The sequence below is a fragment of the Pollutimonas nitritireducens genome, from assembly GCF_002849615.1.
GTDB classification, from domain to species: domain Bacteria; phylum Pseudomonadota; class Gammaproteobacteria; order Burkholderiales; family Burkholderiaceae_B; genus Pollutimonas; species Pollutimonas nitritireducens.
Window position 1 is genome coordinate 339,964 of sequence record NZ_PDNV01000002.1, and the last position, 21,638, is coordinate 361,601.

Annotated in this window: 14 protein-coding genes and 1 tRNA gene; 7 read left to right on the plus strand and 8 right to left on the minus strand. The window is 58.5% G+C overall.

The genetic code is table 11. From position 1 onward, the window contains the following. Positions 1-8: 8 nt before the first annotated feature. From CR155_RS04010 to modA, 3 genes are read right to left on the minus strand one after another with little or no spacing between them, the layout of a single operon-like run. Positions 9-3,344 carry a UvrD-helicase domain-containing protein gene (locus tag CR155_RS04010; protein WP_102068699.1) on the minus strand — a complete coding sequence of 1,112 codons (3,336 nt, stop codon included), beginning with the start codon at positions 3,342-3,344 and terminating at the stop codon, positions 9-11. After that, positions 3,334-5,991, minus strand: coding sequence for a PD-(D/E)XK nuclease family protein (locus CR155_RS04015; protein WP_102068700.1), 2,658 nt, complete (start codon positions 5,989-5,991; stop codon positions 3,334-3,336). Before CR155_RS04015 ends, CR155_RS04010 begins: the two co-directional genes overlap by 11 nt. 47 nt (positions 5,992-6,038) lie before the next feature. Further along, positions 6,039-6,794, minus strand: a complete 756-nt coding sequence (gene modA / locus CR155_RS04020) for a molybdate ABC transporter substrate-binding protein (RefSeq protein WP_102068701.1) — start codon at positions 6,792-6,794, stop codon at positions 6,039-6,041. 150 nt (positions 6,795-6,944) lie between these two features. Between modA and xerD the strand changes: the two genes are divergently transcribed. Further along, on the plus strand, positions 6,945-7,844 hold the full coding sequence (gene xerD, locus CR155_RS04025; RefSeq protein ID WP_102068702.1) for a site-specific tyrosine recombinase XerD: 900 nt from the start codon (positions 6,945-6,947) through the stop codon (positions 7,842-7,844). Positions 7,845-7,895: 51 nt separating this feature from the next. Next, a complete protein-coding gene (ybaK, locus tag CR155_RS04030) occupies positions 7,896-8,390 on the plus strand; it encodes a Cys-tRNA(Pro) deacylase (protein ID WP_102068703.1) in 495 nt (164 codons plus the stop codon). A gap of 88 nt (positions 8,391-8,478) precedes the next feature. On the opposite strand, the gene CR155_RS04035 is transcribed toward ybaK, so the two are convergent. The 4 genes from CR155_RS04035 to CR155_RS04050 form a co-directional block, all read right to left on the minus strand. Beyond that, positions 8,479-10,905: a hypothetical protein gene (locus CR155_RS04035; protein WP_102068704.1), complete on the minus strand. Its 2,427-nt coding sequence runs from the start codon at positions 10,903-10,905 to the stop codon at positions 8,479-8,481. A 13-nt stretch (positions 10,906-10,918) separates the two neighbouring features. After that, positions 10,919-13,519 carry a hypothetical protein gene (locus CR155_RS04040; RefSeq protein ID WP_102068705.1) on the minus strand — a complete coding sequence of 867 codons (2,601 nt, stop codon included), beginning with the start codon at positions 13,517-13,519 and terminating at the stop codon, positions 10,919-10,921. Between the two features lie 379 nt (positions 13,520-13,898). Next, positions 13,899-13,973, minus strand: a tRNA-Arg gene (locus CR155_RS04045). An 88-nt stretch (positions 13,974-14,061) separates the two neighbouring features. Next, positions 14,062-15,021: a tripartite tricarboxylate transporter substrate binding protein BugE gene (locus CR155_RS04050; RefSeq protein ID WP_439650413.1), complete on the minus strand. Its 960-nt coding sequence runs from the start codon at positions 15,019-15,021 to the stop codon at positions 14,062-14,064. A 225-nt stretch (positions 15,022-15,246) separates the two neighbouring features. Between CR155_RS04050 and CR155_RS04055 the strand changes: the two genes are divergently transcribed. From CR155_RS04055 to CR155_RS04065, 3 genes are read left to right on the plus strand one after another with little or no spacing between them, the layout of a single operon-like run. Beyond that, complete coding sequence (locus tag CR155_RS04055; RefSeq protein ID WP_102068707.1) at positions 15,247-16,146, plus strand: AEC family transporter; 900 nt, start codon at positions 15,247-15,249, stop codon at positions 16,144-16,146. Between the two features lie 9 nt (positions 16,147-16,155). Next, the gene (gene tsaE / locus CR155_RS04060) at positions 16,156-16,674 is read left to right on the plus strand and encodes a tRNA (adenosine(37)-N6)-threonylcarbamoyltransferase complex ATPase subunit type 1 TsaE (protein ID WP_102068708.1); all 519 of its coding nucleotides are present in this window, start codon (positions 16,156-16,158) and stop codon (positions 16,672-16,674) included. Next, positions 16,644-17,987 (plus strand): N-acetylmuramoyl-L-alanine amidase, encoded by a 1,344-nt coding sequence (locus tag CR155_RS04065; protein WP_102068709.1) that lies wholly within the window; start codon positions 16,644-16,646, stop codon positions 17,985-17,987. Before tsaE ends, CR155_RS04065 begins: the two co-directional genes overlap by 31 nt. 12 nt (positions 17,988-17,999) lie before the next feature. Here the strand turns inward: CR155_RS04065 and CR155_RS04070 are convergent, their stop codons facing one another. Next, positions 18,000-18,641, minus strand: coding sequence for a VTT domain-containing protein (locus tag CR155_RS04070; protein WP_102068710.1), 642 nt, complete (start codon positions 18,639-18,641; stop codon positions 18,000-18,002). A gap of 166 nt (positions 18,642-18,807) precedes the next feature. On the opposite strand from CR155_RS04070, the gene mutL reads away from it, so the two are divergent. Next, on the plus strand, positions 18,808-20,688 hold the full coding sequence (mutL, locus tag CR155_RS04075; protein WP_102068711.1) for a DNA mismatch repair endonuclease MutL: 1,881 nt from the start codon (positions 18,808-18,810) through the stop codon (positions 20,686-20,688). Further along, positions 20,685-21,638 (plus strand): tRNA (adenosine(37)-N6)-dimethylallyltransferase MiaA, encoded by a 954-nt coding sequence (miaA, locus tag CR155_RS04080; RefSeq protein ID WP_102068712.1) that lies wholly within the window; start codon positions 20,685-20,687, stop codon positions 21,636-21,638. The genes mutL and miaA overlap by 4 nt, the downstream gene beginning before the upstream one ends.

Consider the following 21,638-nt stretch of genomic DNA (forward strand, 5'->3'; position numbering starts at 1 on the left):
TTGGAAACTCAATAATCGATCCAGAGATCGGCGCGCGCAAAATAGAGGGCGCCGCGGGCGGGTCGGCCATCCAGAGCGCTGACGTGCGAGCAATAACGCTGGATTTGCTCGCGGTACCGCTCGCGCATGCGGTCGGCAAAAGCTTCCCTGGCCTCGTCCGCGTGAGGCACGCCCGTCTTGAAATCGACGACAAGCCAGTCCGACTCCTGCGAGATAGCAAGGTCGATCACCGATACGCGGCCGCTGACGTCCAGCAACGACCACTCCCGGTGTGCGCGCGCGGCCCACAGCAACCACTGCCCTTTCGGACTGGTCAAGGTGGCAGCCAGCGTATCGCGCAAGACATGCACCGCATCGGAAACGGCAGCCGCCGCCAGACCGGCACGGCTCAGTTGCTTGCGAAAGACCGGCAAGCACTCGTCGATACGGTCCACCGACCAGTTGCCGATGCCGTCCTTGCCTATGCGTTCCAGCCATGCGTGCGCCACCGTACCTATCACGCTTTCATGGCCGGCATCGGGTCGCCAGGTCCAGGACGCCATGTGTTGCGGCAGTATTGAGGGAGCGATTTGGGCGGAAAGGGACTGCTCGGGCACGCGTACGAGAAAGCGTTGGCGCGGGGACTCTTCGAACGCGCCAGCTTCGCCCGCCAGATCGGAAGCATCCGGTACGCAAGGGGGCACCATGTAACTCCACAGGCGGCCGAGCAAGGAGCTCGATTCGGGTGGCTTGATGCTCATACCGTCATCGAGCTCGACCACGCCGATCAGGTGCAATTGCTGGCGCGCGCGGGTCACGGCCACATACAGGAGACGGTCGGCCTCGAAGGCTCCGCGCTGCCTGTCGCGCGCGGCAAGGTATACCGATACGGGATCGTGCTCGTCCGAGACCTTATGCTTGATCGGACCCAGCAGCAACTCGCCGCCGCCGTATTCGAAACGCAGCAGGGGAGCCGTATCGGCCTTGGGCCGGCGATGCAGTCCCGCCAGAATGACGGTGTCGAATTCCAGCCCCTTGGACTTGTGTATGGTCATTACTTCGACGGCCCGGCCAGTGCTGTTCGGGGCCGCATAGAGCTTCTCCAGGCGGTCATCGAGCTCAATGGGATCCAGGTTGCCATAGGGTGCCAGTTCTTCGATCAGCCGAAAAAACTGCTCGGAGTCCGCGGCATCGCTGGCGCTGCTGTATACCGCCGGCCCACCCAGTCGTTGCCAGCAACTTTCCAGCCAGGCTGCAAAGGGAACCGTGCCGGAAGCGTTGCCAGCGTCCAGCAGCACGCTTGTGGCATGGCGCACCCTCTTCGCTTCGGACTCCTCCAGCGATGCGTCCTGATCAGGGTCGTGGGCCAGCCACCGGGCCAGCAATGAGGGTACGGCGGAAAACAAGTCTGACCCGAACAGGGTATGCAGGCTGTTCAAGCCAAGGCCGCACAAGGGCGACCGCAAAACCGACAACCACGCCAGCCGATCTGCCGGATGTGACAACGCCCGTGCCAACTGGGCAAGATCGATGACAACCTGGCGCGACTTCAAGGAGACAAGCTCCACCGCCCGGCATGGGACGTTCTGCTGCGCCAATCGATGCACAATCGCATCCAGGTGCGAGCGGGCCCGCACCAGTATTGCGACGGGGTGTTCGCTATCCGGATGCCGGACAAGCGCTTCCTTGGCCAGCTGGATGGCGATCGATTCGGCGGTCGATGCGGCATCGCCCGCGGCGACATTGGCGGTATCGCTCTGCTTCTGCTTGAGAGTCCAGACGGGATGGAACTCCACACCCAGGCCATTGACGCCGTCGTTGAAGGCAATGGAATCGGTATAGCGTATGGCGCCGAGACCAGGATGATCTTCCTTGGGAAAAATGGGGCGGCACGTCCTGTTCACCCAGTCGACCAAATTCGCCTGGGAACGGAAATTGTCCTTCAGTTCGAGAGGCGTCAGCCGCAGCTCTCCCAATCCGTGCTCCTTCACCGTCAGGAACAATCCAACTTCCGCCTTGCGGAAACGATAAATCGATTGCATCGGATCGCCCACCAGAAACAACGTGCGTCCGTCGCCGGCCATCCAGCCGGACGTCAACCGCTCGAGCAGTTGTATCTGCGACTGGCTGGTGTCCTGGAATTCGTCGACCAATATATGCCGTATGGTGGTGTCCAGCGCCAGTAACAAATCGCTGGGGTCGTCCACCTGCCCGAGTGCTTCCAGGGCGCGTCGCGAGATCTCGGTGAAGTCGACTTCGGCCATCTCCGTAAAGCGCACATTGAGCTGCGCCGCGGCAAGCCACAATACCTGGAGCAGAACACCCAGGATCTCCTGCTGTTCTTCGCTGTAACCATCGCAGGGCGCGCGGCAGATGTCGGCCAGGGCACTGACCCATGGATCCGTTTCGGGTACCGTCCGAAGCCACGCCAGAAATTCCTCTTTACTGGCCGACTTGGGTTCGAATCCCTGGCCTATATTGACGGTGCGCCGCAGCTTTCCTTCCTTGGTCAGCAGCACACTGGCCAAGGCTTGCCACTGCATCAGGCAGGAAGCGTCGGTATCAAAAAGTTCGCCTTGCCAGTCTTGCAACAGGCATAGATCAGCCGTGCTTCCCTTGCCCGCCAGTACGCCGGCCGCCTGCGCAACCAGCGGCGCCAGTGTGGATGCCCAGCCCGGCGGCATCGCCGTTGCCAGGCGTTCCAGGTCCGACTGAATCGTCTTATCCAGATTTTCCAATAATTGGTCGACGTCGCTGCCGGAGGCCAGCAACGGCAGCCAATGGTCGCGGCTGGCCAGCATGTCGGCCAACAGCCCCTGGGCGCTGCGCCTGTTCACGTCCAGGTGCGAAATAAACTTCGCGACTGCGTCGCTCTCGTCCGCCATGGCCAGCGTGGCCTGAGCAGCCGCCTCGTAATGGTCTCTGGCATTGTCGACAATGCCAGGCAGGCCACCCAGGGAGCTGAGCCACGGCATGGCGCGCACGAGATAGGTACAAAATGAATCGATGGTACGTATGCTCAGCCTTGCGGGATACTGCAACAAGTTCCAGCCCAGCTCATCATTGCGGCGCATGGCTTTCTGCGCCAATTCCCAACTGCGCTGCTTGTACGGTTCGGGCGGACATGGCCCACAACCCGACTCCAGCTTGCCCAGTACGCGGGCATGCATCTCGGATGCCGCTTTGCGGGTGAATGTGATGGCGACGATCTCTTCGGGCCGGCTTACAGTCGCCAACAAGGCGAGAATCCTGTCGGTCAGCAGTTCGGTCTTGCCCGAACCCGCCGGCGCCTGGATGATGAACGAGCGAGCAGGGTCGATGGCCACGGCACGGACCGCGCTGTCGCTGGGCTGCTTAGTCGGCATGCGGATATTCCTCGTTCAGACGCAGGAAGGGCAGGACATCGCAGTACTTGATGTCGTCCGGCCGCAGGCTTTCGTTGCGTGCAAGGCCTGCCACGTATTCCTGCGCCAGGCTTTCGATGGTGCGGCGCCATTCCCCCATCAGTGATTCCCAACTATGGCCGGCAAAAGCGGGCCACTCGTTCACGGAGGACAAGCCTTCAAGTCCGTAGTCGCCGTCAACCAGTCCCTTCAATTTGATCTCCCTGGCGTGCAGGCCCACCAGGACAAGCGCAGCGACCGCATTGTCTTCGCCGGCCAGTACCGATGCGTAGAAAGGCAGTTGCAAACCCACGGGGCGCTGCCGCATCCAGTCGGAACGCGGATCGATATTGCTGTCGCCCGCCTTGTAATCAATGACGGCTAGACGCCCATCGTGCAACTGATCGATGCGATCCAGACGCAAGTTCAATTCCAGCGGCCCGTGCGACCACTGATAGCTTTGCTCGACGTCGCGTATCGTAAATTCGGTGCGCGTGAGTTCCACTGCCATCCATTCACGCAATATCTTCATGGCGCGCTCTGTTTCCAATGCGTGCAATGCCGGCCCGTAATCCTGCAGACATTCGTCCGCCGCCTGCTGCACGGCTTCCCCCAAAAGCGTATCCAGGCGCCCTTCAGCATGAAGGACGCGCAACCCCTGCTGACCCGGGATAAGTCGCCAGACAAGTTCGACAGCCCGATGCAGAAAGACCCCTCGCGCATTCTGGTCGGCGACATCGGCATAGTCAGGAAGTTGGCTGGCGCCCAGTCGATACTTCACGAACGCCCATAAGGGGTTGCGTGCCTGCGTGTCGATGACTCCGATGCCACCACGCGTTGCGCGTCCCGCTTGCAGCGGCGGCCCTTTTTCGTCCAGCACGCATTCGAGCACGCTGCGGGTTTGCAGTGGCGTGCGCAAGTCCATTTCGATCACTGGCAGTCCGGCGACACAGGGGCTAGGGCGAAGCTCGCTCTCACCCTCGTGCTGGGCATGACTCAGAATCACCTCGGATGCGCAGGCCAGCAAGGCATCATACATGGACGACGCCCAGTGCAATTCCCGCTCCGGCGTGGCGCGCGGCGCATTGGCCTTGCGCAAGGCAGCCAGGGGAATGAATGGATTGGGCTTCGGCGCTGCGGGCAAGACGTTGTCGGTCAGTCCCAACACCCATACGCCGTCCCAGCGCCCCCCTTCCGACTCGAGAAAGCCCAGCACATCGAGCCGCGCGGAAGGATCGCGTTGCGGCTGGAATGGTGTTTCACGCGCAAGGCGGGTCAACATCGTCACGGCTGCGGAAAGTCCGGTCATCCCCACGACCGGCGCCTGCCGGCCAAACCGGTCCAGCAGGCCGTCGAAGGCCTCCACCACTTGATAAGCGTGGCTGTCCAGGGAGCCCTGACCCGGAAAACCCAGCGCCTGCAACCAGGAACGGAAGCGTCGTGTCCACGTGTCAACATCTGCTGCGGCAGTCTGGTCCAGCCAGATGGTCACGCAACCCTTCCAGGCAGCGCCAAGTACGGGAGCATGGCCATCGAGCAGTTCGGCAAACTCGTCCGGCGACACCTTCACCTTGGCCTGCTTGCGCCAGTGCGCATCCATGGTGGCCCGCCCTGAAGCTTCGTGCCGCTCGCCCGCGCAGGCCCCGGCCAGCAGGGCCTGGCCCAGGTCGACAGGTTCGCAATACTTTCTCTGCGCGAACTGGGCCACTATGCGTAGCCAGGCCAGCGCGGCACGCACCAATGGCCAATCCGAAAGCGGCCGGGCAACGGCAATGTTGTAGGCATAGGGGCCACCGTGGGCGCCCGTACCCAGTGCATTGCGCAAGCTGCGATGTGCCAGGACGACATCAGCCTCGAGCCTGGCCGCCACGATTGCGTAGCGCCCTTCTGGATCCTGGCTCAGCTTTTCCGCGGCCCAGCGCGCTGCCATGCGCCACTCACTATCCGGATCCGGGGCCACTACACGCCCGACCAGTGCGGCAACCGGTGCCGTGGCGTCCAGGGCGAATACCTGTATGCCCTGTTCCCGCATGGCATCGAGCAGGCTGGAAAAACGCGGCGACAGTTCATTGAACCCCGCCAACACCAGTGTGGAAAAGGGCATGCGCAACAAGCCGTGATGGACGGCGGCATGAATTCTTTCGTAAGCCAGGTTTCCATCTTCCAGATCCATCCCGGCGAGCATCTGTCGATATCGATCACGCCACGTACGAAAGCGCTGGAACTCCACCGTTTCCACCTCGGAGGGCACGCTTATCTGCCACTCATCCAGCAGATGGTCGGCTTGCGCCGCCAAGCGCGCTGCCTGGGCCACGTCCAGAAGCACATGATCGGATTCCTCGTCGGCGATCACGCGCTGCCACAGAAACTGGGCGCCAAATGCATCGACAGTGTGCGAGGCGAGCCCGGAGTCCGGTATAAACGACAACTGATCGGCGGCACGGGCCAGCCAGCCTGACAAAGGTACGATATCCGGAATCGCCATCACCCGACGCGTATCGTTCAATCCTGCAGACAGTTCAGCAAGTATGCGGCGCGCATGGCGGTTATTGACCGTAAGAACCAGGACGGAGCCGGAATCCTGCTGCGAGAGACGATCGAGAGATACTGTTTCGAATTGAGCGGTCATTGTTGGCTGGACGTCAGGGATGCTGGAACTTCTTCATGCCAGCCGAATCAACGCCGGGAAAAACCATGTTTGGCAAGAATGGACTGGCCTTGGTCGGAGAGCACAAAGGCGACGAAATCCGCAGCAAGCGGATGCCGATTCTGGCGTTCGACCGGCGCTATGAAATAGCGTAGCGGAATGGGCGAAGGCAGTGGCTGGACTACCTTGACCCTGTCCGGCATGGTGGCGGCGTCGGTCGCGAAGACCAACCCGGCATCGACCTCGCCACGTGCCACAAAGTCGAGCACCTGGCGCGCGTTCTCACCCAGCACCTCGCGTTGCTTGACATCGTTCCAGGCGCCGGCCTTTTCCAGGGCGACTTTTGCGTAGCGGCCAGCCGGCACCATGGCGGGGTTGCCCAAGGCGATGCGTTTAACGTCGGCCGCGCCAAGATCGGCCAACGACTTGATATTGCCGCGCTTGCTGCCCGGCACAATGAGTACAAGCTCGTTGCCGATGAAGTCTTTGCTTTTCGATGCATCCACTACCTTCACTTCGATTGCCTTGTCCATGGCAATTTGATCGGCCGACGCAAAGACGTCGGACGGCATGCCATTGACGATATGCGTCATCAAGGTATCCGACCCGGCGAAACTCAACAGCACTTTCGTGCCGGGGTGTGCCTGCTGGAATTGAGCGGCCATCTCCGCAAAGCCATTGGTGAGGCTGGACGCGGCCGACACCAGCAGATCTTCGGCTGATGCGGAAGCGCTCCATCCGAACGTGACAAGCAGCGCTGCCGCGACAAATCGCTTGAGTTTCATTTTTTTCCCCGATGGTTTCTGCAGATAGAGAGGATGTTCAGCGGCGCATCGAATTCGGTCCACCGACATGGCAATAGTAAAGCACAGGCGCTTTACTGCGGAAGCATGGCCTTGCCACTGATAGAATAGGATTCTTTTCGCGGGACAATCGTGGCTTTGTCATCCCTCACTTCCGTCGATACATTCATCGATGCCATCTGGCTGGAGGACGGCCTGGCGCCCAATACCTTGTCGGCCTACCGACGCGACCTGACCGCCTTTGCCAAATGGCTGCACGCCAAGAAAAGCAAACAGCTCGATAAGGCGGACGCGGCCGACATACAAGACTGGTTTGCGGCCATCCACGCTGCCAGCAAGGCAACGACCGCAAACCGGCGATTGGCGTCGCTGCGACGCTACTACCTTTGGGCGTTGCGCCACGGCGTGGTCGCCAAGGATCCATGCCTGACGTTGCATGCCGCCAAGCAAGCCGCCCGATTTCCCAAGACGCTGTCGGAGGACCAGGTCGACGCCTTGCTGCAGTCGCCCGATGCGGGCACCACGCTAGGTCTGCGCGACCGTGCCATGCTGGAAACCCTTTACGCCACCGGGCTGCGGGCCAGCGAACTGATCAGCCTTAACGTATTGGACGTGAGCCTGACAGAAGGTGTGCTCAGGGTAAACGTCGGCAAAGGCGGGAAGGATCGCCTCGTTCCATTGGGACAAGAAGCGCAATACTGGATCGACCTGTACATCAAGCAGGCACGCCCCCAGTTGCTGGGTGCACGGCGCGACGACGCCTTGTTCGTGACCGCCCGGTCAGGCGCCATGACGCGCCAGGCGTTCTGGCTGATCGTCAAGAAATATGCCCTTCAGGCAGACATCCACGCTCCGCTTTCGCCACATGTCGTCAGGCATGCGTTCGCGACCCATTTGTTGAATCATGGTGCCGATCTTCGTGTCGTCCAGATGCTGCTGGGCCATGCCGATATTTCCACCACGCAGATATATACTCACGTTGCAAGCGAACGGCTCAAAGCCCTGCACGCCAAACACCACCCCCGTGCCTGAGCACCTCAGCCCTGCACAGGCTCTGCGCATTCAGAAAAAAGATATTCCCCCATGGCAAAAGACAAACATGTTTCGGAAACGCCCGCGACGCAGTTCTTGAAGAAGCACCGCGTGGCGTACAGCGAACATTCATACGACTATATCGACCACGGCGGCGCCACTGAAGCCGCAAAGCAACTTGACCTGGATTTGCACCAGGTGGCAAAGACATTGATCATGGAAGACGAGGATGCGCAGCCGTTAATGGTCATCATGCATGGAGACCGTGAAGTCTCCACCAAGAACCTGGCTCGTCAGACGGCAGCAAAAAAAGTAAGCCCCTGCACTCCTGACACGGCACAGAAACACTCCGGTTATCTGGTGGGTGGGACATCACCCTTTGCGACACGTAAAAAAATGCCGGTCTGGATAGAGGCCGGGCTTCTCAACTATCCGCTCATTTACGTAAACGGAGGCCGGCGAGGCTATCTAATAGGTGTGGAGCCATCGGCGCTGGCGTCCTTGCTGGACGCGAAACCGGTAAATGTAGGTCTGACCAAGAGCTGACCCGGCTTGAGTGCATGGCGTCTCCAGCAGAGAACGAACTGATGTCTACAGAGGCGCATTAATAAAGAATCTAGCACTAGGTAGTCCCTCATGCCGTTCGCGGCCGCCTGCCTTCACGCCTCTTTCTATCCTCTTCGATCTCACGTTCCCTCTTGTCCTCTTTACTTTCTTCGTAAGGATATTTCTCCGCTGGCAGCAGCCAATCCATCAGCTTCTTCACTAGCGGAGGCATGGAAGGAGTAGGCGGCGGGTCCACATAGTAATTGTCCCAGCCTACATCTTTCGTGATCTCGGCTTCAAGCTTCTCAGCTTCCTTCCACAGCTTCTTCCCATCCACGGTTTCACACTTAAGATTGACCAACTCAGTATAAGGTTCACTCCAGTCATACCACTCTGTCAGCCTGCGGATGATATCCCTAAAATCCCGAGTCGGCATAACGTAGGGGAACCTGTAGTTGCTTCTCGCAAACAGCGACATCAGGCCCAGCGCCTCCAGCTTGGCGGTATATGCGGGCACTAGGGCCTTCTTTTTGTCATTGGCCGCCAGCTTTTCGATCAAACGCTCCATCCGGCGATGCGCGCGTTCCAAACCTTTGATCGGGTTGAGCGAAGCCGTGGCAAGCCCCAGCGCTTGATCATGCGAGACCCAGTTCACCTTCTTCTGGTCTTTTGGATTATGCTGCTTTTCCGCGCGTGAATACGCGACGCCAGTACGCAAGTTCAGGGGTTGCCCGCCATACGTTGCCTGTCTTATTTCATCGATGATGGTACACACGAACATAGAATAGACGGGGTGTGCGGATACGAAAATCTCATCGCCACCCAGCATGACCGTAACACTGCTTTCAAAGAGCTGAGGTCGATCCAAATCGGCCCCCCGCCCATGAAACGCCTTGCGAGCGGCGTCGAACGCATCGCCGCCAGTAGTCAGAGGGAAGTATTTTCTAAACGTGTCGACAACCTTGTCATAGGTGACACGCTTACGCTGATTAATGAGATCCGACGAGGCAAATGTCTCTTCCATCAGAGCAACGCCCTCATATCGCTGTACCTCTATCTCGCCAATGAACCAGTCGTATAGAAGCGCAATCTGAACCCCGAGATCGCGGATGTCCATGGAAAATAAAATCTGGGCCGTATAGTCTGATGAATGGGCATAGAAGCCGAACTCGGACGCACGGCCCTGCACCGGCAGCACGCGCGACCCCTGCCTGAAATCTCTGGTCAGCACCTGACCAAGTCGGTCCCATTTGATGCTTGATACCTCATTGCTGACCTCGTCAAGCGCCGCAAGCGCCTTTGCGTGATAATCCTCCACCCCGCCCGAACCCTTTTTCCTGAACTCGGACACAAGAAAGTCTTTGACCAGATCAAGCGCGTTAACCGCAACCAGCCAAATTTCTATCAGATCAATCTGGGTCTTGACCGTGCCCTTGGATTTGAGTCCGGCCTTGCGGGTGGGAATCTTTATGGCTTTCTTGCGTGCATCCCGAATGACATCGGGGTTCATTACAAAAACGCGCCGGCGATACTCGTAGAGCACCACCGTCCATACCTTGTCGATCCAGATGTGCAGATATTCGGCCTTCTCACGAATCAAGTCGTTGATGTCGCCGGCCTTCTTGATGACCTTGATGAAACCGCCATGGTCGTACTCTTTTCCCCGCCGATCGTCCCGCGCAGCGTCCGGTTTCAGCACGCCCGCCGCCATCCTGCGTCCAGCGCGCGTATTCGCACCGTCCGCTTTCGCCATGAATCGCGCCATGCCAGCAGCCTTCAATGCCTCGGTAAGGATGAGGAACGTCGCTTCCAAAGGATTCTTTATGGCAAAGTTGAGCGTACGCACACCAAACAGGAAATCGAATCGGTATCCCTTCTTCTGCAGTTTCTCTTTCAAATCGGCAATCGCCTTAAGCCGCTCTTTATCGCCATCCTTTTTGGCTTCGTCTTCGGCCTGCGGCAATAAGGCCAGCAAGCACTTGGCCAGCTCCTCGTCGAGCTTGATGAGCGTATCTGCAAAGTCTCGGCGCGTCTTGCCGATGCCGATTATCTGAGCTGTCTTATAGTCGAGCCCGACGGTAGCAAACTTTGGCGGCGGGCCGGATTTGGTAAAAAGTTTGGTGATCGCATCCTGACGACACTTTATGAAAAGGTTGTTGAGGTGATAGCGAAGGATCTTGTCGTTGAGATCCTTGATCCCCGTGTTGTCTTTCGCCTCACCGGGAAAAACGATGACGTACAAACTGACTTTCTGAGCGTTCTGTCCTTTAAGCAGCGTGGCTTGTTGGTAGAGGCGCAGCGTAGGCAGTTGTCGCTCTAACGCCGTCTCCAGGAAGACTCTGTCCGCGCCTTTTGGCCGCCCTTCGTCGCGCAACAGGATACGCAGGCGCTCCGATTCCTCCCAGACCGACGATAACTCGCCGTCGCGATAGCTGGCATAGCGGGGATCGGCTTCGACATGACCGTAAAGAAAGCTGTCCGCACTACGCCCGTTAGATTCGGTGCCATAGCCCATCAATTCACCAAGGTCATATCTGTTGCAGTGCTGGCCTATTGTCCGCCAGGACGACCAGAGTGGTGGGCACATTCACGATCCATGGCAGTCCGAACGGCGTGCTGCCTGCTGCGTAAATGGCGGCCGGATCCGTCCGACCTTCGTATGGGCGGTCGATCTGCACGGCGTGCGCATCGACGACTTCGGACACGGTATACAGCTCCCCGGCAATATAGAGTTCGCGTCCAACGTCCGTCTTGCGTTTGGCGCTCCAGTGGCTGTCTGCGTTGATCGCCACGTCAACACTTCCGTTCTGGACGGCAAGCGTGCCGCTACCCCGCGCGACATCGGCTTTCCGGTCCTGCAATAGCTCAATCCAGACATCACGAAACGGGTTATCGTTGGACGAGGGCGCCACGTCGGGCGGGGGCGTCAGAATGCGTGTCAGTTCATCCGCGTTATTCTCGGGATCGAGATAAGCGAGAACCTTGCTTTCATAGCCCGGCGTCACAGGCACGATCACGCGCGCCGCGCCAGCCTCCAGGAACGACTGTAGCTGCGGATCGACGGCGCTCGCCTCTGTCCGCAACCGCCACGATGCCCGCCGCGCCCAATGATAGGGGTAAAGAAAATAGACCATTTGCTTCCATTCGAACGCATCTTCGTAAAAGCGAACGATGGGCGCCTGGGCTTCCGCGTGATGGGGACTCATTTCCTGATGTTCGCCCACCATTTCGATGGCATTGAAATTTTGCGGGACCGTGCGCATGGACTTGATCGCCCATTTCTGCAGCTCACCGCGTTCTATGCGCCGATTCTCGGCTGACGATCGCTCCGCGATGAAGGGCGCCACACTTAAGTCTTTGTCTTCATCTTTTTCTTGATCCTGTTCCAGCCTCCGTTCGAGCGCCTCGTACCCGGTACGCAAGGCTTCCCACGTCCGCAATCGCCAAGCGCTTTCAGCCTCTGCGGTTCGTCTGCAGCTCAAGGTCACTTGTACATACATGCAACTGTCCCAGTGCCCGTGGACGCGACCTGAGACTGGAACGCCTTGAGGCCAGGATACGCCGGCGGGAAGCTGTAGCAGGACGCCGTCGAATGTCGTCACGCGATGTTCTTGGTTCTGCGATTTTCCACCGACGGAAAACGCGAAATTAAACTCGCCGCCCGCCTCAAGCGCGCTCCAGGCGACTTTGGCCCATTCGGGTCGATATCCATCCGGAACGTTGATCATCCCGGTGAACTGATCTTCGGCCCACTGCTCATCGTCTTCGTTCGCGGTCGATACCCAGCCATAGCCGACATTCACATACTGAGCCGGCGGCGGCTCTACATCGAAAGCGGCGTAACGCTGCGCGAGGCAAAGATAATTATCGAAACGAACGTCCGAGGGAGAAACGTCGAAAGGCGGAAGGCGCTTGCGAACAACGCGCCGATTAGATCTTTCAAGCAAGGAAACTGCCGGCTCGGGAATATGGAACTCCACCATCATCCGCGTACCGTAATGACGCAGCTCAATGCGCTGGATTTTCTCGACCCACAAATACATACTGCTGAGCGCCTGCATCTGCTGCGTGTCGCTGATGTTATCGACCGTGTGACGGTTCAGTTCCCGTATCTTCTCGGTTATGGTCAGCCTGCGAAGCTTACGTACGCGCTCGAAGGTTCTCTCAACCGCCTTTGAGACGATTTCGCGAGCCGTGGTAACGGTATTGGCACGGGACTCTGAGCTACTCTGCGCAAAGGCCGCATCCAAACTGGTGTCCACCTGGGTGAGCCCATATTGGCCCGACGTGTTGACGCCGGTGCTGATCGTGAAGTCGCGGCTGATGGTCTCCTGACTCTCGGCCTGCAATTCATAGCGATCGGTCGATTGGGAGTCCTTCTCGGTTTCTTTTTCGGTAATCGTCTCGGATTCCGTCAGCTCTTCGGTCACAGACGTGCGCTCATGCTCGCGTAGCTTGGACTCACCCGACATGATGTTCTCGATATGGGCGATCTCGCGCGCCGTATAGCCGACAAGCGACTCGCGCGCCACGACCAGCTCACCCCACCCCACTGCCGACACGACCGGCTTCGGTTCGCCGGCCGCCGCCCCCGGCACTGTGGGTAGCCCTTGCGAGAGGTTTTCCTCGATCGCGCGGATCTCCGAGCAGATATGATTGGCCTCGGTGATATAAGCGCCGATATCCAGTGCAATGACCAAGTCGTCAAAGTCGACGGTGGTTCCCAAGCCTGCCAGCGTTTCCTGGTATAGGGCTTTCTGTGGCGCGGTAAGCCTATCCTGGATCAGGCGGTTGAGATGCTCGTTCGGTTTCGTTGCCACGTCGGCAGGCGATCGCGGGCTAGACGCACGCAGCGCTTTGGACACCGCCTCGCGATTCTCGACCATGGCGGTCTTCATCACTACACGCTGGAGCGTTTCGATATCCTTAATCTTGCGCGAAAGCTGCGCGTGGCGCGTCGTGAGATCTTTCAGCTCGCCATCGCGCTGCGCGGCCACAATATTGGCTTGACGCGAGATGATGTCTCTATGGCGCAGCCGCGGATCCGGTCGATTGGCAGGCTCTCTTTCGTCGTCAGGGGTATTGGACTGCCTTAGGCTGACCAGCCTGAAAAGTTCATTGGCGACCATCGGTATCTCCTTGCGTATTTACAGACGACTGGATCCCCCTGCACCATCGTTAAACAATAAACGATCGAAATCTGCGACGCAAGACAAATACCGTATTGGATGTACATTCGAGCGAGCCCCCGGACAAATTCGCGAAATAAACCTTGGTTCAATCGACACAAAGCGGTAAGAAGCGAGTATTCCTTTTTTTGCCCTAGGGAGGCATATCATGGCGGCCCTTGTACCAACTGACTGCCAGCGCGCCGAACGTGTTGTCCCGATCCCGGGCGTCGCGTCCCGCTCTTCTCGCTCACGTCCAGGGTCAAGTCCCTGCCTAAGCAGCCAAGGTCCTGATTGCAGATAAAAAATAGGCGCTCATGGGCGTCTATTAACATATCACTGGCGTCTCCAGCAGGAATCGAACCTGCAATCTTCCCTTAGGAGGGGAAAGTTATATCCATTTAACTATGGAGACTGAAAAACGAGAGCCGAATTATAAGGCAGTCGGCGGCAAATAAAATCCGGGCATGCATGCCCGGATTTTATTGCAATGCTGCAAGCACTTACTTGAGCTGGATATTGCCTTTGGCGACAACGTCCTTAGCCCAATCATATTGCGTTTTGATTTCCTTGGCGAACTCTTCAGATGTATTGCCGGATGGCGCAGCACCTTGCTTTTCGAGTGTTTCGATCACTTTGGGATCTTTCAATGCGACAACGGCCGCATCGCGCAGTTTTTTGACGATTTCCGGAGGGGTGCCTTTGGGTGCCAAGAGGCCATACCAGGCTGGTTGATTAAGCTGTGGATATCCGACTTCAGCCAGGGTCGGGACGTCTTTCAGGTTGGCCAGGCGTTCTGGCCAGGCTACTGCCAACGCGCGCAGATTGCCCGCCTGGATTTGAGGCATCGACGAAGGGAGATTGTCGAACATGATTTCGATCTGGCCACCCACAGCGTCCGTCACGGCAGGACCTGAGCCCTTGTACGGAACGTGGACGGCATCTGTGCCAGTCGCCAGCTTGAATGCTTCCCCAAACAGATGCAATACGGAGCACGTGCCCGAACTGCCATGCGAATATTTGCCAGGATTGTCTTTAAGGACCTTGACGAACTCCTTGAAATCTTTGGCGGGAAACTTCGGGTTGACCTCGATGACGTTAGGCACGTTGGCAAAATTGGTGACCGGTACAAAGTCGGTCAGGGCATCGTAGGGCATGTCACCGGGGCGGCAAGCGGGCAACACGGCAAGTGTGGACACCGTCGCGATCGAAAGGGTGTAGCCATCGGGCTTGGCGCGTGCCGCCTCGGCCGCGCCGATGGCACCACCCGCACCGCCTTTGTTCTCGACCACCATGGTTTGGCCGAGCTCCTGGCTCATGCGCTGGGTGACGATGCGCGCGACGATGTCGGTGGATCCGCCTGGGGCAAACGGAACAATCACGCGTATGGACTGCTGAGGATAGTCGGCAGCAACCGCCACACCCACGCCGCCTATGGAAGCTACGCCGGCTGCCAGAGCCATTGCTGCGAATTTTTTCTGAATTTGAACCATGGGAAGTCTCTCTTTAGGAAATATTATTCGAGCTAGGGGACGGAAATTGTAGACCGACCGTAGTCTCTCAAATTAGGATAACAGTAATTTATTGTGGATGCCTGTTACATTGAATGACAGCGAACCAACGCTTTGCGAAAGGAATCGGCAATACGCCTAAAATAGCGTCCCGCAGCCGTATCCTGTCAAGAACCCATGTCTGTCATTCAACTTGTCCTGCCAGATTTTCTCTCTATCGCCCTGGGATGGGTGCTGTTTCACAAGCTACGGTTTTCCATGGACTTCTTCAAGGGCGCGGAGCAACTCGTCTATTTTGTACTGTTTCCCGCCCTGCTGTTCTATTCCATTACGCAAACTCCATTAAGCCCTTCGGGAGCTTATGTGTTGCTACAGGCCACTGTGGCCCTCATGGCCTTCGGCGTGGCCATTGCGTGGCTCGCGGTGCCAATATTGAAACCGGATCCGATCGACCACGCGTCGGTGGCGCAATGCGCGTATCGCTTCAATACGTATATTGGACTGTCGGTTGCTGGCGGCCTCGCCGGTACGGCAGGCCAAACCATCATGGCCGTCATCGTGGGATTTGCCGTTCCCGTGGCCAACATGGCTGCCGTGCATGGCCTGGCCCGCCAGAATGGCGGAAAAGTGTTCAGGGAAATAAGCAGGAATCCGTTCATTATCGCCACCGTGCTGGCCTTGTTGTGCAATATCCTGGCCATACCCATACCGGGGTTCGTCAATGCCACATTGGGCCGACTCGGTGCATGTGCCATTGCCCTGGGATTGATATGCGTAGGCGCCACCCTTTCCTTGAACGGGGGACGAGGCGCCGCCAGACTCATGACATGGATGATCGCCGCGCGGTTGCTGGCAATGCCTGTCGCCGCTATTCTGATCGGCTGGGGTTTGGGCCTGTCGTTGGTCGAACGACAGATGCTGTTGCTTTTTAGTGCATTGCCCACCGCGTCGTCGGCACACGTGCTGGCGGCCAGAATGGGCGGTAATGGGCCGCTGGTTGCCGTAACCATGTCGACAAGCACCCTGCTGGCCGCGCTTACCATTCCGCTATGGCTGCTCATCAGTTCCTATTACTAAAATACTCATATGAATCAGAATAGCTCAATACTAGCAAGCAGATCGATTCATTTGCCAGACGAAGAGGCCACGATCCAGCTGGCAACCCAACTCGCCCCCATGCTTTGCGGAACCCACCCCTCGATAGATCCGGCCCAGAGGGGCGGCAGGATCCACCTGCGGGGCGAGCTGGGCGCAGGCAAAACCAGTTTCGCCCGAGCCCTGTTGCGAGCCGCCGGAATCACTGGAAGAATAAAAAGTCCTAGCTATGCGCTGCTTGAAAGCTATAATCTTTCTAACTTAAACTTCTATCACCTTGATTTCTATAGATTTAGCGATTCGCGCGAATGGATGGACGCTGGGTTTCGAGATATACTCAACCCCGAAGCAGTGGTTTTGATTGAATGGCCGGAACAAGCAGGAGCCCTGCTCCCGCCCCCCGATCTCGATATCAATCTCGAATACGAAGACAACGGGCGACACGCCAGCATGACTGCCCATAGCAACAAAGGAAAATTATGGCTGACGATACTTGCCCTTCCCGCCTAGGGATTTCGCGGCGCCGGCTCATCGCTACTGCCAGCACTTTATTTCTCCTTCCCGTGGTGCCACGCCTGGCCATGGCGGGAACGATACTGGCCGTGCGCACGTGGCCGGCCGATGAGTACACACGCGTCACTCTTGAAATGGACAGCGAACTTAAGGCCGAACACTTCACGCTCGAAGGACCGGACCGGCTTGTCGTGGACATTCAGGGCCTGACGATCAATCGGGCCATCAACGACCTGGTGTCGAAAATCAAACCCAACGACCCATATATCGCGTCGGTGCGCGTTGCCCAGAACCGGCCCGACGTGATCCGGCTGGTCATGGACCTGAAACAGCCGATCGCGCCACAGGTGTTTACACTGAAGCCCATCGGTGAATACAAGTATCGCCTGGTGCTCGATCTGTACCCCCGAGTGGCTCAGGATCCCTTGCTGGCCATCATGAACAACCAGGACAGCGACCCATTGGCCCAGGTGCTGGAAGAACTGGCGCAAAACAGCCCCTCGCCGGCACCTATTCCATCTGTCGAGGGGCAGAAACTTCCCCCCGTGGTCAAAAGCCCCAACATCCCCGTCAGGCCGCCCAGTGTTTCCCAGCCGCGCGACGAAAGCCGTGCCATCCTGGTGGCTCTCGACCCTGGCCACGGCGGTGAAGACCCGGGCGCCATAGGGCGTAGCGGCACGCGTGAAAAAGACATCGTACTGAGCATTGCGCGCCGCCTGAAGAAGCTTATCGACGGCCAACCCAATATGCGCGCTTACCTGACGCGCGATAACGATTATTTTGTGCCATTGGGGGTGCGAGTACAGAAGGCCCGTCGGGTCAAGGCCGACCTGTTCATTTCCATACATGCCGATGCATGGATCAAGCCCAGTGCTCGTGGCTCATCGGTCTTTGCCTTGTCGCAAAATGGCGCCACGAGTTCAGCGGCGCGCTGGATGGCCCAGCGCGAAAACGACGCCGACCTTATCGGTGGGATCAACCTGGGCTCGCACAACAAGCAGGTTGCGCAGGTACTGCTCGATTTGTCTACCGCGGCTCAGATCAATGATTCCATGCGCGTTGGCGATCGCATATTGAGCGAAATCGGCAAGATCAGCAAGCTGCACAAAGATCGCGTGGAACGCGCCGGGTTCGCCGTGCTCAAGGCACCTGACATTCCATCGATACTGGTCGAGACGGCTTTCATCAGCAATCCGCAAGAAGAACTCTTGTTGCGCAGTCCGGCCCACCAGGACCGCATCGCCCGCGCCATGCTTAGCGGCATCAACCACTATTTTGCTACAGGCCCCGCGCTCGCGCGCAAGGCCTGACTGTCGCCCGCGTCAGACAGCGGGCGACTTCTTCTTGAATAGTTTCCACAGGGCCCCGAAAATTACGGGCACCGCTGCGGCGCCAATGCCGACCAGAACGATGGTATTCAAGTGCTCCTTGATGATGGGTACATTGCCGAAAAAGTAGCCCAGCGTGACCAGGCTTCCTACCCACAATATCGCCCCGCTTATATTGAACAGCTGAAAACGGAAAAAATTCATGCTGCCGACGCCGGCGACAAAGGGCGCGAACGTACGGAAGATAGGCAAGAACCGAGACATGACTATTGTCTTCCCGCCATGCTTTTCGTAGAAAGCATGCGTTTTGATCAGCGCGCTGCGATCAAGGAAGCGATAATGACTGGTGAATACACGCGGGCCCAGGTAGCGGCCGATCGCGTAGTTCACCGTGTTGCCCAGTATTGCCGCAACGATCAGCAGGCAGGCCAGCAAGACTGGATTCAGCATGCCAGACGCGCCGAATGCACCTGCAATGAACAACAGTGAATCGCCCGGCAGGAAAGGCAGGACGACCAAACCAGTTTCACCAAAAATAATACAAAACAGTACCAGATAGATCCATTCACCATACTGGGTGACCCATTGACCCAGGAACTGGTCGATATTGAGGATCATGTTCAACAATTCGGGCATATTCAACGCTACCAAAAAAAAGATACTGCAATATAGCCTGTTGACCGGCGTAAAGAAGAAACACTGTGATTCAAGACAGCTAAAATCAAGCCTTCGATGCCGCGTCTGTGCACGCAGACCAAGGTATTTCTTCACAGCGCACCCTCCAGTCTAACGGAATGCTTTTATGCCCGAACGTCGCGCCATAGCGCCTTTGCCCGACCTGCTGATAAGCCAGATTGCCGCTGGTGAGGTCATCGAGCGCCCGGCGTCCGTGCTGAAAGAGCTGCTGGAAAACGCCATCGACGCTGGTGCGCGAGCCATCGAAGTGCGCCTGGATGGGGGTGGAATACGCCGGATCGCCGTCACGGACGACGGCTGGGGCATACCCGAAAACGAACTCCACCTTGCCCTTACCCGACACGCCACCAACAAGATAGCCAGCCTCCATGAGCTCGAATCGGTCGCGTCCATGGGATTTCGAGGCGAAGCCCTGGCCTCCGTAGCGTCTGTCGCACGCGTGACCCTGACGTCCCGTACGGCGCAGGCGGCGCATGCCTGGCAAATCCAGGCGGCTCGCGACCATCCGGCGGCGGCTTCCGGCCCGGTCGGCACCACTATCGATGTGCGCCAGCTATTCGATGAAGTGCCTGCCCGGCGCAAGTTCCTGCGCGCCGAAGCCACCGAATACGGGCATTGCGTCGATGCGCTGGATCGCATTGCACTCGCACAACCGCACATTGCCTTTCGGCTTTTTCATAACGACAAGCCGCAGCGTCATTGGCGGGGCGCCGACATTGCGCACCGCGTGCGCGATGTCCTGGGACCCGAGTTTATTGAACAAGGCCTGGAAGTGGAACAGGAACATGACTTGATAACGTTGCGCGGCATCGTGACCAAGCCCACTTATGCGCGTAGTCGCGCCGACCGTCAGTACTTGTATGTCAACGGCCGTTACGTGAAAGACCGCACTGTTTCGCACGCCATACGACAGGCGTATGCCGATGTACTGCATGGCGACAGGCAGCCCGCGTATGTGCTGTTCCTGTCCATCGATCCGGCCGGCGTCGATGTCAACGTGCATCCAGCCAAGCACGAAGTGCGCTTCCGCGACAGCGGTGCGATCCATCGCTTCGTCTCCCAGGCGTTGTCTCATGCGCTGGCAAGCGCTGGCGGGCAGTCGCCCGTTTCCGCAGGGCCCGGGATTGTCATGCCAGCGGGTATTTCGGAAGGTAGCGACGCCAGCCCACAGGGCCGCTACGGCAATGCGTACGGAATGCCTGGCGATGAACAACGCTCGCCAACGGCACCGGGTGAGCCAGCCATGAATCCCGGCGCATTTCGTGCCCAGCAGTTTCAGCGGGCGTTTTCCCTGCGTGATCCTGCCGCGCGACCCAGCGCGAACTGGCAGTCGTTTTATCGTCCCATCGAAGAAGCCGGCCACCTCCCTGATCAACAGGAAGAGGCAGCAGGCGCCGGGCAGGAGCTGCCCCTGGGCATGGCCCTGGGGCAGCTTCACGGTATTTACATCGTTGCCCAGAACCGTCATGGCCTGGTCCTGGTCGACATGCATGCCGCGCACGAACGGGTGGTTTATGAGCAACTGAAGAACGCAATGGATGCACAAAGCTTGCCGCGCCAGGATTTGCTGGTACCCGTGGTGTTCGGCGTCTCTGAAAAAGATATCGGGCTCGTTGAAGAGCACGGCGGCACACTGGCCGAACTGGGACTCATCATCACACCGGCCGGACCGGCATCGCTTGCCGTGCGTGCCGTGCCCGCACTGCTTGCCGCTGGCGATATCGAATCGCTGGCACGCGGGGTTCTTCGGGACCTGGCCAGCGTGGGCTCTTCACCGCGGCTGACCGAACAGCGCAATGAACTTTTGTCCACGATGGCCTGTCACGGCTCAGTCCGCGCCAACCGGCGCCTCACACTCGATGAAATGAACGGTTTGCTGCGGAAAATGGAAACCACGGAACGGGCCGACCAGTGCAACCACGGTCGCCCTACGTGGGTACAGTGGACTATCGGGGACCTGGACCGGATGTTCATGCGCGGACAATGAATATGCCTATCATCTGCCTGGCCGGGCCGACGGCCGCTGGGAAAAGCGCTACGACCCTGGCACTGGCCCGGCGCTGGCCGATCGAAATCATTGTCGTGGATTCAGCCACCATCTACCGCGGGATGGATATTGGCACGGCCAAGCCTTCAAGCGAAGAGCAGGCCGCCGTCCCCCATCATCTGCTGAATATTCGCGATCCCGCCGAAAGCTATTCCGCAGCCGAATTTCAGGCCGACGCAAGCAAGCTCATTGATGCCATCCGGGCAAGAGGCAATATACCGTTGCTTTGCGGCGGCACGATGCTTTACTACAAGGCGCTACGCGAAGGACTCAACGAACTTCCCGTGGCGGATCCCGGGGTGCGGGCCGACATCGACAACGAAGCAAGAGAATGCGGCTGGCCCGAACTGCACAGGCAACTGGCCGTCTACGACCCCATCACGGCGGCACGCCTGGCTCCCAATGACAGCCAGCGCCTGCAGCGCGCGATCGAAATATATCGGATCAGCGGCAGGCCCATGTCCGAGTGGCTGGCCCAGGCGCGTCCCCAACGGCGCTTTGAACATGATTTTGTCACCATTAGCCTCGAACCGTCTGATCGCCTGGCGCTGCATGCCAGAATCGAACGACGCTATCAGCAAATGATCTCGAACGGCCTGGTGCAAGAAGTCGAGATTCTGCATGAACGACCAGACCTGCACACCGGCCTGCCATCGGTGCGATGTGTCGGCTACAGGCAATTGTGGGACTTTCTTGACGGCAAGATCGACATGCAAACCGCGGTGGAACAAGCCGTGGCCGCAACGCGCCAGTTGGCAAAGCGCCAGCTGACGTGGTTGCGATCGCAGCCTGAACGCTATGTCATTGACTGCCTTGCACCCGACGCGTCGGCGCAGGCGGTCCAGAGGTTTTCAGCGTTCCGGCCGACCGACGCAACGGCGAGCTCGTAG

Excerpts from the sequence above, each read along its gene's own strand:
- modA (WP_102068701.1), bottom strand. The coding sequence starts at position 6,794 with ATGAAACTCAAGCGATTTGTCGCGGCAGCGCTGCTTGTCACGTTCGGA.
- CR155_RS04015 (WP_102068700.1), bottom strand. The coding sequence starts at position 5,991 with ATGACCGCTCAATTCGAAACAGTATCTCTCGATCGTCTCTCGCAGCAG.
- mutL (WP_102068711.1), top strand. The coding sequence starts at position 18,808 with ATGCCCGAACGTCGCGCCATAGCGCCTTTGCCCGACCTGCTGATAAGC.
- CR155_RS04050 (WP_439650413.1), bottom strand. The coding sequence starts at position 15,021 with ATGGCTCTGGCAGCCGGCGTAGCTTCCATAGGCGGCGTGGGTGTGGCG.
- CR155_RS04040 (WP_102068705.1), bottom strand. The coding sequence starts at position 13,519 with ATGGTCGCCAATGAACTTTTCAGGCTGGTCAGCCTAAGGCAGTCCAAT.
- CR155_RS04070 (WP_102068710.1), bottom strand. The coding sequence starts at position 18,641 with ATGCCCGAATTGTTGAACATGATCCTCAATATCGACCAGTTCCTGGGT.
- CR155_RS04055 (WP_102068707.1), top strand. The coding sequence starts at position 15,247 with ATGTCTGTCATTCAACTTGTCCTGCCAGATTTTCTCTCTATCGCCCTG.
- miaA (WP_102068712.1), top strand. The coding sequence starts at position 20,685 with ATGAATATGCCTATCATCTGCCTGGCCGGGCCGACGGCCGCTGGGAAA.
- ybaK (WP_102068703.1), top strand. The coding sequence starts at position 7,896 with ATGGCAAAAGACAAACATGTTTCGGAAACGCCCGCGACGCAGTTCTTG.
- CR155_RS04065 (WP_102068709.1), top strand. The coding sequence starts at position 16,644 with ATGGCTGACGATACTTGCCCTTCCCGCCTAGGGATTTCGCGGCGCCGG.
- tsaE (WP_102068708.1), top strand. The coding sequence starts at position 16,156 with ATGAATCAGAATAGCTCAATACTAGCAAGCAGATCGATTCATTTGCCA.
- CR155_RS04035 (WP_102068704.1), bottom strand. The coding sequence starts at position 10,905 with ATGGGCTATGGCACCGAATCTAACGGGCGTAGTGCGGACAGCTTTCTT.
- CR155_RS04010 (WP_102068699.1), bottom strand. The coding sequence starts at position 3,344 with ATGCCGACTAAGCAGCCCAGCGACAGCGCGGTCCGTGCCGTGGCCATC.